Origin of the sequence: Trichocoleus sp. FACHB-90 (assembly GCF_014695505.1) — a bacterium.
Taxonomy (GTDB): domain Bacteria; phylum Cyanobacteriota; class Cyanobacteriia; order Cyanobacteriales; family FACHB-T130; genus Funiculus; species Funiculus sociatus.
Genome location: NZ_JACJOK010000078.1, coordinates 157,787 through 174,721 on the forward strand (window position 1 = coordinate 157,787; position 16,935 = coordinate 174,721).

Genomic DNA, 16,935 nt, shown 5'->3' on the forward strand with positions numbered 1-16,935 from the left:
TGGGCATTCTGTCGCCCAATCCACAAACATCAAACATCTATCTCTTGTGAGGCAAGTATCTCAACTGCCATTAGTTGGACAGCAAAAAAACTTCGTAGACTAGCATTTGTTAGGTTTCGGTGTTAGTCAACTTAACCTAAAATTTTTCTTAAGTTTTAGGCGATATTTTCTGTATTATTAAGGGTTTTCTTCCCCAAGTTCTTCTAAAATTGCCGCTTCTCGTTGAAACCGCTGTTGCACCAGTTGGTAAATTTGAGGGTTATTTGTTATCGGTTTCAGCTGCTTAATCACGCAGCGGCGTTGCGATGGCATTTGGGTATCTTCTGCGAGAAAGGTATCGCCAAATCCACCACTTCCTAAAGTCTGAATGATTCGATAGCGGTTGTTTAGGAGTGTTGGTGTCATTGACTTATGCCAATTTTGAATTGGTAATCGGTACATGACTTACGCATTTGCCGGGAACTAAAGTTCCGGCTCAAAGCTCAAACCCATTGAAATGGGTTGGTTTGAGGTTTTTTAGTCAGTTTCAACTGACTTGGGCTTTTAGCCAGGAAATTGATTTCCTGGCTCCAAGTGCGTAAGTCCTACGGTAATTACCTCTTTCCTATAGCACCTAGAGTACCCTGTCTCTCATCAGTGTCACTCAGTATCTAAATATCAATTATGGTAGATGCGATCGCATCTGAGTAGTTTCTATTACCCATCTACTTAATTGTGACAAAAAAAATAATTTACTTCGCTCAGAATAAAGCCTGATGCTATACAAACAAAGGCCGCATAAGCAACCTTAAAATCCTGCTAAGCTACGGCTTGCTTTGTTCGTCCTTGGCGTTAGTCGCTGTTGCGCTTTAAAAAAGTGAGATGTTCAGGTTATCGTGTTTTAGCTTCAACACTTTCGAGCAGAACTAACATTAAATTCATGTAAATCTGCATCCCAAATACTGATGTAAATAACATTACAATCTTGCCGCACAATCATTCCTCTTAAGTTGCCTTGGGTGAAAGTATAAGAACTGCGCCGTCCCCGTTGCACTTGTCGGAGTCCCTGGCGAATATCTGGGGATGCACCACTGGGTAAAAGTCCATTCAATGTGGTTGACATTGTTTGAGGAGCTACCGAGTCGGCAAAGGATACTTCTGTTTGCCGAAGCCGTCCAGAAGTGCGATCGAATAAGTAGCCAAGGTCAATCTGATCTGGCACCACTTCATAAATTACAGCGCGCGTCCTCCAAAGACCACTAACATCTCTGCTTGGCTTACCGAGTGCTGCTTGTATGTCGCTTCTGGCTGTACCTACTTGAAATGTTGGAACGCTGGTAGATACGTTTGGCGCTGGGTTATTGTTTTCGGGTTCCGGTGTGGGACGCGCTGGTTCCGGTGTGGGACGTGCTGGTTCCGGGGTGGGACGCACGGGTTCAGGGGTTGGCGTAGGTTCCGGTTCGCGTACTGGTTCTGGTTCAGCGGTTTGCACGGGTTCCGGTTCGCGCACGGGTTCTGGTGTCGGGGTTGGCGCGATCGCTACAGAAGGTGTTGGTTCGTCGCGGGTTACAGGCGAATTGTCAGGCGTTGGTGAAGGGGTTGGTTCTGTTTGTCTGGGGATTGGTTCCTCGGCGCGGGGAGAAGATGACGCTACCGGAGACGGCGATTGCTGGTTTCTGGTAAAAAGAAAGGTGCCAGCTACAGCTACACTTACCAAACCAGCTGCAATTAAAAGTCCTATCAGCAAAGGGTTCCGCTGTTGGGGTTGACCAACGGCAGGCGGTGTGTTATTTGCTGTTGGCGGATATACAGGAGTAGGCGTGTTAGCGCCAGCACCAGGAGACACCGCTATCGTTGCTGCATTAGAAAGTTCAGGAGTTGGGGTAAAAGCGGCACTCGATTGTAAAGCATCAAGCATTTCTCTGGCAGTGGAAAAGCGATCGCGTGGATGCGACTGAATCGCCTTATCCAACACCGCCGTAAAGCCGGGACTCATATTCGATGCGTACTGATGCCACAAAATCTCCCCAGTTCGTGGGTCACTCTGCAAATCTTGCGGTAGTTTCCCAGTCAGCAAATAAATCGCCGTCAGCGCCAAACTGTACAAATCGCTGGCGAATACTGGGTGTCCTACTCCTTGTTCCGAAGGCATAAACCCAGGCGTACCAATCACCATCGAGGCGACGGCGTTCCCTACGGCAGTATTCCCCGCGCCCACACTTTCCTTAACAGCACCGAAATCAATCAGCACCGGCTTTCCATCCCGTTGCCGGATAATAATATTGTCCGGCTTGATATCCCGGTGAATCATCCGCTTGCTGTGGACAAAATCCAGCACTGGCAACAAACTCACAAGAATATCCTTTACCGCCTTCTCAGAAAGCACTCCCTCGGCTTGCACCTTCTTGGTCAGCGTTTGACCCTCGATAAATTCCTGAACCAGACAAAACTGCCCAGCTTCCGAAAAGTAGGCGTATAACTTGGGAATTTGATTGCTACCTTCACCCAGATCCTCTAAAATTGCCGCTTCTCGCTGGAAACGAGTTTGAGCCTGTAGGAACATCTGGGGGTCGTTTGCTATTGGCTTCAGCTGTTTTATTGCACAGCGACGGCCCGAAGGCATATGAGTATCTTCTGCTAGAAAGGTGTTGCCAAATCCACCACTTCCCAGAGTCTGGATAATTTTATAACGATTGTTCAGCAATGGGGGCATGAGATAAAATCACAAGCGAGGGTTTGTGCCAAGACGAAACGGGAATTTTAGAGCCGCAATTATTTTAGGTCAAGTAAGCCACTTTCTTTTAATTTGGGATTGAAGCGGAGTTCCACTTGTACGCCACGGGCTTTCAGCTCTGTGAAGATTTCTTCTTCAACTCGCCGTGCTACATTTTTTAACAGTTTTGCTTGTCCTATTTCATCTATCGTTAGACTCGTAAACTTCGCCTGCTCCTCGGCTGTCATCGCTAGTTTTGCGTCGATGGGGTCATTCCATTTTTCTTTTTCAGAACTATTCCCCACTGGTATCGCACCATTTTCTTCAATCCAAGCATCTCGAATGCTTTCGAGAATGGTACGGTTAGGACGTTCGATAATGTGTGCTTTTAGCCAGTAGCAGTGTTGAGGTTGGCGCACTAGATGTTGTTTGATGCTGACTGAGATATCGCGAGAATAGTTAATCAGTTGCAGCACTTTTTCATTATCAAAAACTGCGTATACGCCAATTTTTCCCTGCCATTGCTCAGGTAAATGTCCGTTTTCGTCAATGTAAGGGATGTATTCTAAACTGGCGAGAAGGGGAATGTTGTTATCAGTCATTGAGATTTTCGGGAAATTTTTATATCTTACTTTTTATGAGCGCATCTAGGATGTTGATAATCTTTATTTAGATTTTTTCCAGATGAATGCGAGTGACACTTGAGGGAGGAGCGCATCATAACGCATCTTACATACCTAAATATATTAAATCGTCTAGGCAAGAGAACGTTGCTATACGGTAGGGGCTTTTTAATTACCATGCCCCTATTTGGGCGATCGCGCTCCAAATATTTTTGTAACAACAATTAATACTTAGAGGGTAGACAAGGGTGGAACATTCCCTCTGTGGGTTGAAGATGGTAATTACTACAATAAGTAAAGACCAAAAGGGTTATCACGGAGATTGGGAAAGTTGAATCCTCAAGGCACATGGATTTGCGACGGTGTACCTAAAAATAACCATCAACAGTACCCTAGCACTGAACCCCATACACCCCAGGAAAATCACGGGCCAGACTGTATTATGTGTGGCTTGCCTAAAGAGGCAATGATCGCGGGGGGCAAAAAAAGTCAGAAAACTGTCGTGTCGAGTATCCCCGGTTCTAAGTCGTCGGCGCGACTAGCTTTCATTGTGGCGGGAATTGCGATCGCACTGTTAGCAGGATTGGGTTTATATAAAGTTTTACAAGGGAAGCAGCCTGCGGAAGTTACTTCTAGCGTTTCTGAACCTTCCACAGCTAGTACAGAAGCAGTAGCGCCAGCAGATCCGCAAGCAATTGTCAGCGATACATCTGCAAACGCCCAGCTGATTAGTCAGGGTGAAAAGATATTGTTTGCGGGTGCAACAAATCCGGCAAAACAAGCCGGGGCATTGGCTTTTGCCCAGAAGAAATGGGATGATGCGATCGCGCAATACCAGCAAGCCGTCACCGCCAACCCCAACGACCCGGAAAGCAAAATTTACCTGAACAACGCCCAAGCTAAAAAAGCTGGAAATCCCCTGACGATGGCTGTTGTGGTTCCCGTCACCCCCAACCCCGATACAGCGAAAGAAGTTCTTCGGGGTGTTGGGCAATATCAGGACAAGTTTAACGCCTCGCCTCCGACGGCTGGACGTTTGTTGGAGGTGGTAATTGTCAATGATATTGAACCGCAAAAAGCAGCTTCCCTGGCGCAAGATTTGATTAAGTCGCCGAATATTTTGGGAGTGCTGGGACATGGGGTAGATAATGGAAGTCAACAAGCGATCGCGCTTTACGAACAAGCTGGCTTAACCGTACTTTCTCCCATCAGCACCAGCATTACCCCCAATAGCAGCGGTCAATCAACTTTGCAAACAATTTCTCTCGCCAAAAAAGCCAACGAATTATTAGGAAGTTACCTAAAAACTGTTGGTACTACCTTGGCGAAATACGCAAACTCCAAACAATCTCCCGCTGCTGTTGCCGTTTTCTACAATTCTGATAGTCAATACAGTCAGCAACTCAAAGATCAATTCACAGCCGCTTTATCTCAAGTTAACGGCAAAGTCGTTAAAGAAGTGGATATTAATGCTGCTGGTTTTGATGCTGCTGCTACCATTGCCGATGTTACCAACGCTGGGGCGAAAATTGGCTTTTTGGCACTAAGTAAAAACAAAGCCGATCAAGCGGTTGCGATCGCTAAAGCTAATAAATCCTTAGAATTAATTGGCGGCGACGAACTTTATAACCCTGCAATTTTAATCCAAGGGGGAGATGCAATTCAAAACATCGTACTGGCGGTTCCCTGGAGTTCCCAGCCAAACGATCCATTTGCGAATCAAGCCGCCACAATTTGGAAAGGAAGAGTCAGCTGGCGCACTGCCACAGCTTATGATGCTACTCAAGCTTTAGCAACTGCCTTCAGCCAAAATCCTAACCGTTCTGGAGTATCGCAGCAACTTCAAGTTGGTATCCCGATTACGGGAACTGCAACCGATTTTAATGTTCTCAATGAGGTTCCTTTGGTTAAAGCTGTTCCCGGTAAAAATGGGCCAGCCGGGTCGAAATATCAATTCGATCCAATTTAAGTAGAGGGGTAAGTATATGGATAAAAAACCTATCTCCCCAACCCCCTTCCCACCTCTCCCTAACCCTCTCCTAAGAGGAGAGGGAAACCGAATAAATATTTTTTGCGGGGAAGGGGGGGAAAGGTTACACCATGTGCAACTTCTTCCTAACCCCCCTTTCCAAGAGGGGTTGGGGAAATCAAAATGTGGGGAAAGGCTACACCATGTGCAACTTCTTCTTAGCCCCCCTTTCCAAGGGGGGTTGGGGGGATCAAAACGTTATGCAAACAAGGACAGATCCCCTCTAACCCGTAGGTTTACGCACCGCTACGCTAGAAAAAATTGTCAAGACTCCCCTCCCCTACAAGGGGAGGGGTTGGGGGAGAGGTTTTATTTAATTTTGTCTACCAATTTAGCGATCGCACGCCCAACATCCCATGAGTAGTTTTCGTCGCGCATTCTGGCGGTATCCTCTATTCCAGATTCCGTTAATGTTTCTTTCGGTATGTTTAATAGCAGCGCTTTTGTGCTGGCTATTGGGACTGGGTAGACCAAAAGTTGCGGTAGCGATCGCTCTCGATCTTAGCACCAGCACCTACGGCACGCAGTTCAACGCCCCAGGTACGATTATGTACCAGGAAGTGCAAGCCGTACAGTCGTATTTGGCAGAAAATGCCCAATTAAGAAACGCCAACCAAGTGCAAATTTTAGGGTTTGGGGGTGTGGTGCAAAGTCTTACAGGTAACGAATTTAAAACTGATAGCAAACAGGTAAGCGATGAATTAACCCAAGCCTTGCAAAATCCCGATTTACCTCAGTTACTTGCGAATAATACGAAAGACATCAATGCAGCAATTCAAAAAGGTACAGAAGCACTCAGTGGAGTTAGCGATCGCTGTCGGGAATTATTATTAGTAACTGATGGTGGTGCTAATGTATCACCGAATGTTGTAAGTAATGCTGTGGCGCGTAAAGTTAAGGTTAATGCAATCGTAGTCGGATCAGATTCCCCAGAATTAAAATTAACAGCTTTCACTACAGGCGGCATTTATGCGCCTGGTGAAACCAGTAATCTCCAAACGTTTTTTACAGAAAGATTTTTTACTCGGTTTAACAGTAACCGCCAATGGATTATTTTATGGCTAGGTGCTGCTTGGATTGCGTTGATGTGGGCGCTGACTCTTATTCTTGATAAGTTCATCTTTCAAGGTTTATTCAAGTTACCGATGAATCTTTCTGGACAATTATCTCTAGGAAATGCTTTATTTTGGAGCGTACTTACCCCAATAATTATTTGGCAAATCTGGAAAATACTTGATTTACCCTTTTTCTCGTCGTGTTGATGATGCCAACCAATTTACCGTAGGGCAGCATTTAGCCTGCGGTAACAAGTTGAATAAAAGTTAAATTATCAGGAGAAATATCATGGCAGCAGTAGAAGAAAAAAGTATGGTTCCCACCGTACTCGTAGGAGTAGGTGGAACAGGCGTGGAAGTGCTGTCGCGAGTACGCCGACTGGTAGAAGAAACTTATGGCAGTTTAAAGAATTTCCCGATCATTAGTTTCCTGACAATTGATACTGATAAAGATTACAAAGTAAACAACCCAGAAGCAGCAGGAACGCCCTTACAAGATAATGAAAAATTTTGGGCAAGTGTCAGCGGCAAAGAAGTCAGCGATATTATGTCCAATATGGGAAAATATCCTTGGATTGAGTCGTGGTTTCCCAAAGAATTAGAGCGAAATATTGGCGCATTAGAAGCAGGTGCGGGTCAAATTCGCGCTTGCGGTCGATTTGCTTTTTTTTATAACTACCACAAGATTCAGCAAAAATTTAATGAAGCTTGCGATCGCGTCAAGGGTCACGAAAACTTTATGCTGGATAAATACGGCATTAAGGTGAGCAGCGGTGGTTTAAATGTCTTCGTCACAGGCTCCCTTTCTGGGGGTACTGGTAGCGGGATGCTGATCGATTTGGGCTACTGTATCCGCAATTGGCTCAAAGGTCAAGCCAGCCCCCTGATAACGGCCATTGTGCCGATGCCTAATGCCTTTGCGAGTATCAAAGTGGGCGATCGCGTTCTCGCTAATGGCTACGCAGCGATGATGGAATTAAGCTATTTCTCGGACTATAGAACCGAGTACGCTGTTCAATTTAGCGGTGGATTAGCAGATGAAGTTCGCAACAAACGCCCTCCATTTGATTTTACCTATTTAGTAGGTACAAAAAATGGCGAAAGTGAGTTTTCCTTAGACCAAATCCGGGAAATGATCGGGCAAAATATTTTCCTAGATTTAACTAGCGATTTTGCTCCCCACAAGCGTTCAATCCGAGACAATATTAAAGGTGCTTGGGCGCAAGCAGATCCAGGCGGGAGAGGTTATCCCAAGAACTTTATGAGTTTTGGACTCTCTACGATTGAGATTCCCCTGGCTCAAATTCGCACTTCTTTATCTAGTCGTCTGGGAGTAGATTTAGTTAGTTGGTGGCTGAATGAATCTGTACCGTTACCGCCAAATGTTCTGGATTTGGTGCAAAGCGATATCTTAAAAAGAATGCGGTTAACGGACGCGGAACTTATAGCAGATTTATCCTCAGCAAATGATAAATCCTACGTGTCGGAAATTTCCACCTGGGTGAACAGCATCCGCAATGAAATTGCCACCGATAATAAACTGCAATGCACCCATCAAGGTGTAAATGTTATCGGTTCGGAACGGGGTAAAATTCTGCAATTCGTGGATACTTATCTCACACCAAAGGTAGATGAATATCGCGCCAACCACTTGCGGGAATTAAGCCCGGACGAGCGATCGCATGGTGACTTCCTGCAAAAAATGTATGACAACCGCAACCGCATTATCCAGCAGGGGAGAAAAGCGCTAGAGGCGGAGTTGTACGATATTGTACGCGATCGCAACCGAGGATTAAAATTTGCCGATGCCTTCATCGCTACAGCCCGCCAACTATTGACAAATTCCGCAGAAAAGTTTCGCCGGGACTCAGAAAAAGTTTGGCAACCCAACGAAGCAAATCGGCAAAGACAGTATGAGACAGCTTTACAAGATATTAATCAATTTAAAAGCTTGTTTGGTCTTACCAAGCAAGCACAAATGGAGAAATATTGCGAAGATGCTCTCACAGGTTTAGAAGGTAGCTTTGTTGCTATTATTCAGCGCAAAGCACGCGCTTTAGCATTAGAAGTAATTGCCAGAATACAAGAACATCTGGAATTACTAGAACGGCGACTAGCTCGATTTAATCAAAAATTGCGGCAACTACGCGATGGTTTCAAACAAAAAGCTGATAAAGAAGCTGATAGCGCCGATGCTTTGAAAATTAACGGAATTAAACTGTATGAACGGGAAGAACTAAACCTGCTCTATCGCGATATGATTGAGCAGTTGGCTGGTGCATCAGAAGGTAGCAAAAGCCGCTATGAATTGGGGATAGATCAGATTTGCAGCACGATGTCGGAAGATGTGTTGCGAGATGCTAGTCCTCTGTGGAAACAAACACGCGCTGCTGGGGAAGTAATGCAGCTATTTGATATTACTCAACTACCGGATGTGAACTCGGATGACTTCAAGGAAATTGTCGTTAACAGAACTCAGTTAGTAGTAGAGAAGTCTCCCCAAGAAAGTCGGTTTAAAAGGGAACTCGCCGCAAGCGATCGCTTATTCAAAGCCTTGCAAAATGACCCAGAAGCAATCCGTAGCAACATTCGCATCGCCTACCAAAAATCACAACCCCTGATTTTACTTTCCCAAGCCGTTCTCAGTGGTGCAGATGCAGGTTTTACACCAGCATTAAATACCAAAGTTGCCATCGTCGGCGGTCGCAACAGCACCGATCCAGCCGCAATTAAACTACTACCATATTTGCAAGAACGAGTCGGGAGTAGCGATGCGATCACACCATTAGGAGAACAAGAACGTCACCGGATTGTTTTTGTGCAAGAAAAAGGCGGCTTTTCTCTGCGTTGCATTGACGGAATGCGAGAGTTGCGGCAATCATATCAAGACTGGAAAGGACAATCTATAGAAGCCAAGCGATCGCAACTTAAAGGCGAAAGCAAAGATCCTCCCGTACCTGTCCACATTCAAAAAGAACCGCCTTTCTGGGATGTGTTTCCCGAAGATCCAGCAGTGTTCCGGTTGGTGGTACAAGCACGGGCTTTTGGTGTTTTGCGACTAGAAGAAAATCGCAACACTAAAGAAAATACGATCCGCTACACAAGGAAAACTGTAATTGGCACAGAAAATGTAGATATCGCCTCCGGTTGGGAAGAAGCTGTACAAGTTTTGGAAGTGCTGGCGTGTCGTCCTGATAAAGAGGAAATTCAGCGTCAAGTGACAGCACTCCTTGCCGCCGCTGATCAACCCCAAGAAAAGCGAGTTTTATATAATCAGTTGATGGCTTATCTGAAGCAGCGAGAAGTGGAATTGGAGAAAAATGGGGGAACTGATAGCCCAGATTACAGACGGGAAGCTACGATTATTCAAAATGTCATAGCTGCCAATAAGTTAAATGTTGGTGAAGGTGTTGGTGTGGTGACACCAAAACTGCAAGATCAGCCGCCTGTTAATAATGGTGGTGCTGCACCTGCACAGGTTTTCTGCACCAGTTGCGGCAACAAAAACCCCGCTAATTCTAAGTTCTGTTCCAAGTGCGGTACTCGGCTGGTTCAATTCACCTAAATTAATCGAGACACCTTGATTAACTCCTTCCCAGGCTTAGCCTGGGAAGGAGTTGTTGTCTTTATCTCACTTTTCGATAAATGGCACAAAGGCGACTTGGTTTAAAAATTTTAGCTTTAAACATGAAATTAGGCGGGACGTTAATAATCAGGTGATCCTCAGATTCGTGGTACTTCTCAAATTGGGCTGGCATCCCTTTGGGTGTGGCTGTGCTGTAGGGAACTGGCTGGAAAAGAAATTCTGTAAATTCAACTTCTTCGCACTGCATTTGTTCAGTAATTTGCTTTACAAAAGCTTCACTCTTCAATAAATTAAACAGACTTTCTTTTGCCTCTGGATCGAGAGTAAAATTGCCATCAAAATTTTCAATGATTTTCAGACCCATTTTACGTACAGCTATTTATTAACGTCTTAGAAAGGATAGCAATAAAGTTGTCACTTCGAGCAGTTTATTGCATTGGGCGATGTTCTTTTGTCATGACCTCTTTCATAGGTTCGCAATCAACACCAGCTTTATAGATTAAGAATCGTGAAGCCTCTGAAATTGGGATAATAACCAAGCACCAATAACCGCTTGCTCTGCATCGGAACTACAAACTAAAGCTTTCTGGAATAAAGCTATTTCTAATCGTGATAAAACTGGAGATTGAGTAATTCGCTGACTACCATTATTGCCAATAATAGCCAAAGCAATAATTTAGGCTTTTTGTACGTCTACTACCCAATATTTGCCAATATTTAATTCTTCATATAGTAACTGTTTCTCTTTATGTGCTTCTTTATTTCCTCCTCCTGAAGCGCTTGGTCGCACCTAGACGGTTGGTTTAAAAAGTAGATTGGACAGCTCAAATAGGATTGCTATAGGATTTATAAAAATCAAAAATTGAACATCAAAGTTAGATCGAGGGAAAATCCAGGTAGCACAGATTCTCCTGATAAAGTAGGTGGAGTTTGTTCCTGTGAGAAATTAATGATTTCTACATCTTGATTGGCACGATAAATTTCTACTCTGGTAGTTTGAGGGTCAATCAACCAGCCAAGGCGCAAGCCGTTGGCGAGGTAATCGAGCATTTTGGTTTGGAGTTTTGACAAGCTATCTGTTTGGGAACGCAGTTCAATTACAAAGTCTGGACACAGAGGAGGAAATCGCCGCTTATCTTCAGAAGATAAGGCTTCCCATCGTTCTCGAATTACCCAAGAGACATCAGGCGATCGCTTCGCGCCATTAGGTAATTGAAAGATGGTGGAAGAGTCAAAGACATAACCTAGTCGTGTCTGACGGTTCCAGATGACCACCTCGGCATTTAAATCGGAATTTCTAATGCCAGTTTCTCCACCCGTGGGGGACATGATAATCAATTCTCCTTCAGATGTAAGTTCCATGCGCCATTCTTCATTCGCCATGCACAGATGATAAAATTGCTCATCTGTTAGAGCTACCATCGGGGGAACATTCAGAGTTATAGTTTCCATCGCTGATTTGAGGCGAACGTCAAGGTGATTTTATTTTAAGCGATCGCATCCCCTAAAGGCGCTCCTTATTTGCTCAAAAAACTTTGTATTTGCCTTTTTACTTGATATTTCTGCACAGATAACTCAGACTGCCCATAAAATCACTCTTGGGGAATTCTATATATATGTCCTTAAAAAGTGATGCAAAGCCAATGACAAGTGGAAAATCTCGGCTACCATCTAAAAAAGAGTGTCAAACGGCGATTAAGATCCTGACTCAATACGAGCGCCTCGCCAGAAAGTTTCAAAAAAATATTCCGGAAGATCGACTGGCAGAACTTAATCGTTTACGTGATGCTGGAAATATCACAATTAATGATATTCCCGCCACTCTGGGTCATGAATTTCCCGGAGTATTTGGCAACATGACGCTGGAAGAAATCCGCCAGTTGTGCAGTCAAATATAGGAGCTAAAAACTTTAAAGGAGAGTCATATGAGTTTTTACCCCGAAAACCATCTCAACCTCGAAGAACTGATCGCTCACTTTCAAAGCTCCCCTTTGGAAGGAGAGGAGTACGCATCTATCTATTATCCCGAAGTAGCACTGTTGATTAGGCAACAGGGCGAGGCCGGTATTGCTTTCTTATGGAGGGAAATCGACCGTGCGGATACAGAAAGATTGCGAGCCATTCTCTTTGCACTCACAGTACCTCCACTAGAAGACCACACGATAGGCGATCGCCTGCTTTCATACTTACATGATGAACGACCATCAATCGTTGCTGAAGCGGTTGATAGCTTGTGCAGACTGGGCGCACAGGATACCGCGAATCAAGTTTTACCCCTACTCCAACATCCATCGGGTTACGTTAGAGGTAGCGTTCTACGCTTTATGAGTCGCCTACATCCAGATAAAGCGTATCCTCTACTGATAGAAGCGCTGGAAGACCCAAATTTTATTGTGCGAGAGAATGCAGCAGACGAGCTAGGCGAGTTAGATGGGGCGGAAGCAATTCCTTACTTACGTCCATTGTTAGCAGACTCTCACTCTGATGTCAGACAGGCGGTACAGACAGCGATCGCTATGTTAGAGGAAAGTGAAAGCGACAAAGTTATACACTAAAGTTCGCCTCATAAACGCGATCGCTTAACCAGTATAAACGCCGTAAAATCAGGAAATGATTTATCAACGCCCCCGCTTGGAAATTCCCGAATGCGCCTGGAAGCGTCCCATCGGACTCGGATGGGACAAGCCTTACACTGTCCGCTACGCCAGTAATCTCGACGATGGCCCTTGGCATGGTATGCCCTTGGGTGGCTTTGGCGCAGGTTGCATTGGTCGTTCCCCAAGAGGTGACTTTAACTTGTGGCACCTGAATGGCGGAGAACACGTATTTCGCAGTCTGCCTGCTTGCCAGTTTAGCGTCTTTGAGCAGCCAGAAGACTCGCCAGCGCAAGCTTATGCGCTGTGTACGGAACCGCCAGAGGATGGCAGTTTATCTCGCTGGCTGTGGTATCCCAAGGAAGGAACTGCGGATAAGGGACTGGGGACTGGGACTTATCATGCCCTTTATCCGCGCAGTTGGTTTGTTTATGAAAATGTGTTTCAGGCGGAGTTAAGTTGCGAGCAGTTTTCGCCAATTTGGGCGGGAAATTATCAGGAAACTTCTTACCCTACAGCTGTGTTTCGCTGGACTGCATACAATCCCACAGATAAGCCGATAACGATTAGCATTATGCTGACTTGGCAGAATGTGGTCGGTTGGTTTACCAATGCGATTAAGTCGCCAGAAGTACGGGTGCGGGATGATGGTAGTCCGGTTTACGAGTATCAGCCACGATGGGGAGATAGTACGGGAAACTTAAATCAGTGGATTTCCGACTTTCACCGCGTGGGATGTCTGCTAGATCGGGTAAGGCTGCATGATGAAATTGGGGAGGGGGAAGGACAGTTAGCGATCGCTACTGTGAATAATCCCAGTTTAGAAGTCTTCCATCACAGTCGTTGGGACCCAGCAAGCGATGGCGGCGATATTTGGGATATTTTTGCTTGTAATGGCACCTTGTCGGATCGGCAAGATGAAACGCCAGCCGCACCAGGGGAACAAATAGCTAGCGCGATCGCTGTCCGCTTTACTCTAAAACCTGGTAGAACTCGTTATATTCCTTTTATCGTCTGCTGGGATTTTCCGGTGATGGAATTCGGTACGGGGGATTCCATCACTAAATATTACCGTCGTTATACTGATTTCTTTGGTCGCAATGGCACAAATGCTTGGTCGATAATTCGCACGGCCCTCAAGCAAGATGATACTTGGCGGGACTCAATTCGCGAATGGCAACAGCCCATTTTAGAGCAGCAGGACTTGCCTTCTTGGTTCAAAATGGCACTGTTTAATGAGCTGTATCTGCTATGCGATGGCGGTACTCTATGGACAGCAGCATCAGAGTTAGATCCGATTGGACAATTTGGTGTTTTGGAGTGCCTGGATTATCGATGGTACGAAAGCTTAGACGTGCGGCTTTACGGCTCGTTTGCTTTGGCGATGCTTTGGCCGAAATTGGATAAAGCAGTTTTAGAAGCTTTTGCACGGGCAATTCCCACAGGGGACGATACTCCCAGAATTATTGGGTATAATCAAGCACAGGCAATTCGCAAAGCTGCCAATGCTACACCTCACGATCTCGGCGCACCAAATGAGCATCCGTGGGAAAAAACTAACTATACCAGTTATCAGGATTGCAACCTTTGGAAAGATTTACCTTGCGATTTTGTTTTGCAAGTTTATCGAGATTTTGTGATGACTGGCTCCACAGATATCCAGTTTTTGGAAGAATGCTGGGATTCAATTGTCAAGACGCTGGCTTATGTCAAGGAATTTGATCTAGACGGGGATGGGATTCCGGAAAATTCCGGTGCGCCAGATCAGACTTTTGATGACTGGAGATTGCAGGGTGTGAGTGCTTATTGCGGCGGCTTGTGGTTAGCGGCTTTGGAGAGTGCGATCGCTATCGGACAAATATTAGCCGAAAATTACCCTGACGGCAAATACAACACCACCAATTACCAAACCTGGCTAGACCAATCCCAATCTTTATATCAACAAAAGCTTTGGAACGGTAAATATTACCGACTCGACAGCGAAAGCGGATCTGATATTGTCATGGCAGATCAACTTTGCGGTCAGTTCTACGCCCGTTGGTTAGGATTACCCGACATTGTGCCAGTAGAGTGTATAAAATCTACCCTCAAAACTGTGTATGACTCCTGCTTTTTGAAATTTAATAATGGTCTTTTGGGTGCTGCAAATGGAGTAAAACCAGATGGTACTCCTTTCAATCCCAATGCTACTCATCCCCTAGAAGTTTGGACAGGAATTAACTTTGGGCTTGCAGCATTCATGGTGCAGATGGGGATGAAAGATGAAGCCTTCCAAATGGCGGAAGCTGTCGTGCGCCAAGTTTACGACAATGGGCTGCAATTCCGCACCCCCGAAGCCATCACAGCTGCTGGGACTTTCCGTGCTAGTCACTACCTGCGAGCAATGGCAATTTGGGCAATCTACGGCGTACTGACAAAATTTTAAACTCGTTCCCAGGCTGAGCCTGGGAACGAAAGAATCATTTTGACTTTTGTATTTGATTACCTCCTCCCGTTGACGGAGGGATTGCAGTAAAAAATAATTGTAGGAATGTCACCCAACAAAACGTAAGCATTTGTTGGGTGACGTTCTTCAACGCAACCTACGCGAACATTGGCGTTTTTCGCTCTAACCGAACCGTATTGCTTGATTACTTCCCTCCGTTGACAGAGGGATTGCAGCAACTTTTTAAGTAACTTTACAAAATATAATATATGCTCCTGTAGGTTTGAGCCAAAAACGACCAAGGTATATGAAGAGAAATCCTATCAAACTAATGCCAGTTCTCCCGGCATTAAAATCGAGAAATTATCGTTTATTTTTTGGAGGTCAGGGGCTTTCTCTAATTGGAACTTGGATGACTCAAGTTGCTACGATTTGGCTAGTTTATAGCCTGACTAATTCCGCCTTATTACTCGGTGTTGTGGGATTCGCAGGTCAATTTCCTAGCTTTATTCTCACCCCTATTGGGGGTGTTTTAGTAGATAAATTCCCCCGCCACCGGATATGAGTCATTACTCAAATACTTTCTATGATTCAATCCTTAGCGCTTGCATTTATAGCGTTTACAGGAATAGTAAATATTTGGCATTTGATATTTTTGAGTATATTTCAAGGAGTTGTGAGCGCCTTTGATGCGCCAGCCCGTCAAGCTTTCGTGCCAGAAATCGTAGAAAGAAAAGACGATTTAGCGAATGCGATCGCTCTCAATTCTTCTATGTTTAATGGAGCCAGATTGATTGGCCCTGCTATTGGAGGACTGCTTGTTGCTTCAGTTGGATCTGCTTACTGTTTTCTAATTGATGGACTCAGCTACATTGCGGTGATTGCTGCTTTATTAGCAATGAAGCTAAAGCCCAAAAAACTTAACGTTACAAATACTCATCCTTTGCAGAGATTGAAAGAAGGATTTGTATATACCTTCGGGTTTCCACCCATTCGCGCCATTATCCTCTTGCTGGCTTTAGTCAGCTTTATGGGAATGCAATATACCGTTCTTGTGCCAATTTTTGCCACTAAAATCCTTGGCGGCGGCGCTGAAACTCTGGGTTTTCTAATGGCTGCTTCCGGAGTTGGCGCGTTAGTAGGTGCGGTTTATCTAACTACGCGACAAAGTGTTTTAGGACTAGGAAAATTCATTGCTTATTCACCAGCCTTAATGGGAATTGGGCTAATTGGTTTTTCTTTATCCCGCATACTGGCGCTTTCTCTAGTGATGATGTTAATCGTGGGATTGGGTTTCATTATGCAATTTACATCTAGTAACACAGTTGTTCAAACAATTGTCGAAGATGATAAACGCGGACGGGTAATGAGCATCTACACAATGGCATTTTTTGGTGTCGTTCCCTTGGGCAATTTATTTGCTGGTAGTTTAGCCAATCAAATCGGCGCGCCCAACACCTTAATTATTGCTGGCAGTTTTTGTATTTTAGGCTCATTACTTTTTGCCAAAGAATTGCCAACTTTAAGGCGATTAATCCACCCAATATATACAAAGATTGGTGTAATCAAACCTCAGCCTAATTCATAATTACATTCAGGCTGCATAGCAATCAATAGATTCGGGCAAAAGTAGGTTAGGTTGAGCGTGAGCGAAACCTAACAAAATATAATCATTCTTTTGCTAATACTAATTCCAACGCAACCTACAATTTAGCTTGTTTATAGCGTTTCTCAGTTGGGTGGAATATATTGTGATTATAACGTTGCTAGGGGCATAGCCTTACAGAAATATCGCACCCAATCAAGAATTGCTATAGCGGTTCTCGGTTGTGTGAGGTACAGTCTCAAAACTGAAAAGCCTGATAATACTGGATTTGGGTGTACCTCACTCGTATAAGAACCGCTATATCCCTCTTCTGTCACTCTCCGAA

General features: G+C 44.8%; 10 protein-coding genes and 2 pseudogenes. 7 read left to right on the forward strand and 5 right to left on the reverse strand.

The window, feature by feature from the left end; all coding sequences use genetic code 11:
• Positions 1–189: 189 nt before the first annotated feature.
• The 3 genes and pseudogenes from H6F74_RS23240 to H6F74_RS23250 all read right to left on the reverse strand — a co-directional run.
• Positions 190–405: pseudogene (locus H6F74_RS23240) on the reverse strand (serine/threonine protein kinase); the annotation flags it as partial.
• Between the two features lie 481 nt (positions 406–886).
• Positions 887–2,692: a serine/threonine-protein kinase gene (locus H6F74_RS23245; protein WP_190444510.1), complete on the reverse strand. Its 1,806-nt coding sequence runs from the start codon at positions 2,690–2,692 to the stop codon at positions 887–889.
• Positions 2,693–2,751: 59 nt separating this feature from the next.
• Positions 2,752–3,294 carry a GIY-YIG nuclease family protein gene (locus tag H6F74_RS23250; protein ID WP_190444511.1) on the reverse strand — a complete coding sequence of 181 codons (543 nt, stop codon included), beginning with the start codon at positions 3,292–3,294 and terminating at the stop codon, positions 2,752–2,754.
• Between the two features lie 352 nt (positions 3,295–3,646).
• On the opposite strand from H6F74_RS23250, the gene H6F74_RS23255 reads away from it, so the two are divergent.
• The 3 genes from H6F74_RS23255 to H6F74_RS23265 all read left to right on the forward strand — a co-directional run bounded on the left by H6F74_RS23255 (position 3,647) and on the right by H6F74_RS23265 (position 9,964).
• The gene (locus H6F74_RS23255) at positions 3,647–5,284 is read left to right on the forward strand and encodes an ABC transporter substrate-binding protein (protein WP_190444512.1); all 1,638 of its coding nucleotides are present in this window, start codon (positions 3,647–3,649) and stop codon (positions 5,282–5,284) included.
• A gap of 416 nt (positions 5,285–5,700) precedes the next feature.
• The gene (locus H6F74_RS23260; RefSeq protein WP_190444513.1) at positions 5,701–6,606 is read left to right on the forward strand and encodes a vWA domain-containing protein; all 906 of its coding nucleotides are present in this window, start codon (positions 5,701–5,703) and stop codon (positions 6,604–6,606) included.
• A 79-nt stretch (positions 6,607–6,685) separates the two neighbouring features.
• Positions 6,686–9,964: a tubulin-like doman-containing protein gene (locus H6F74_RS23265; protein ID WP_190444567.1), complete on the forward strand. Its 3,279-nt coding sequence runs from the start codon at positions 6,686–6,688 to the stop codon at positions 9,962–9,964.
• 61 nt (positions 9,965–10,025) lie between these two features.
• Here H6F74_RS23265 and H6F74_RS23270 read toward each other — a convergent pair whose 3' ends face one another.
• Positions 10,026–10,349, reverse strand: a complete 324-nt coding sequence (locus H6F74_RS23270; protein ID WP_190444514.1) for a hypothetical protein — start codon at positions 10,347–10,349, stop codon at positions 10,026–10,028.
• Between the two features lie 491 nt (positions 10,350–10,840).
• Positions 10,841–11,437 (reverse strand): Uma2 family endonuclease, encoded by a 597-nt coding sequence (locus tag H6F74_RS23275; RefSeq protein ID WP_190444515.1) that lies wholly within the window; start codon positions 11,435–11,437, stop codon positions 10,841–10,843.
• Positions 11,438–11,601: 164 nt separating this feature from the next.
• Here H6F74_RS23275 and H6F74_RS23280 point away from each other — a divergent pair, with 164 nt between their 5' ends.
• From H6F74_RS23280 to H6F74_RS23295, 4 genes and pseudogenes are all read left to right on the forward strand, one after another.
• Positions 11,602–11,883 (forward strand): hypothetical protein, encoded by a 282-nt coding sequence (locus H6F74_RS23280; protein WP_190444516.1) that lies wholly within the window; start codon positions 11,602–11,604, stop codon positions 11,881–11,883.
• 27 nt (positions 11,884–11,910) lie between these two features.
• On the forward strand, positions 11,911–12,540 hold the full coding sequence (locus H6F74_RS23285) for a HEAT repeat domain-containing protein (protein WP_190444517.1): 630 nt from the start codon (positions 11,911–11,913) through the stop codon (positions 12,538–12,540).
• A 55-nt stretch (positions 12,541–12,595) separates the two neighbouring features.
• Positions 12,596–15,004, forward strand: coding sequence for a GH116 family glycosyl hydrolase (locus tag H6F74_RS23290; RefSeq protein ID WP_190444518.1), 2,409 nt, complete (start codon positions 12,596–12,598; stop codon positions 15,002–15,004).
• 307 nt (positions 15,005–15,311) lie between these two features.
• A pseudogene (locus tag H6F74_RS23295) lies at positions 15,312–16,592 on the forward strand (MFS transporter).
• The last annotated feature ends 343 nt before the right edge of the window (positions 16,593–16,935 follow it).

What these genes read in the sequence shown, in the direction of transcription:
- H6F74_RS23250 (WP_190444511.1), bottom strand. Translation starts at nt 3,294, where the DNA reads ATGACTGATAACAACATTCCCCTTCTCGCCAGTTTAGAATACATCCCT.
- H6F74_RS23275 (WP_190444515.1), bottom strand. Translation starts at nt 11,437, where the DNA reads ATGGAAACTATAACTCTGAATGTTCCCCCGATGGTAGCTCTAACAGAT.
- H6F74_RS23245 (WP_190444510.1), bottom strand. Translation starts at nt 2,692, where the DNA reads ATGCCCCCATTGCTGAACAATCGTTATAAAATTATCCAGACTCTGGGA.
- H6F74_RS23285 (WP_190444517.1), top strand. Translation starts at nt 11,911, where the DNA reads ATGAGTTTTTACCCCGAAAACCATCTCAACCTCGAAGAACTGATCGCT.
- H6F74_RS23270 (WP_190444514.1), bottom strand. Translation starts at nt 10,349, where the DNA reads ATGGGTCTGAAAATCATTGAAAATTTTGATGGCAATTTTACTCTCGAT.
- H6F74_RS23280 (WP_190444516.1), top strand. Translation starts at nt 11,602, where the DNA reads ATGTCCTTAAAAAGTGATGCAAAGCCAATGACAAGTGGAAAATCTCGG.
- H6F74_RS23260 (WP_190444513.1), top strand. Translation starts at nt 5,701, where the DNA reads ATGAGTAGTTTTCGTCGCGCATTCTGGCGGTATCCTCTATTCCAGATT.
- H6F74_RS23290 (WP_190444518.1), top strand. Translation starts at nt 12,596, where the DNA reads ATGATTTATCAACGCCCCCGCTTGGAAATTCCCGAATGCGCCTGGAAG.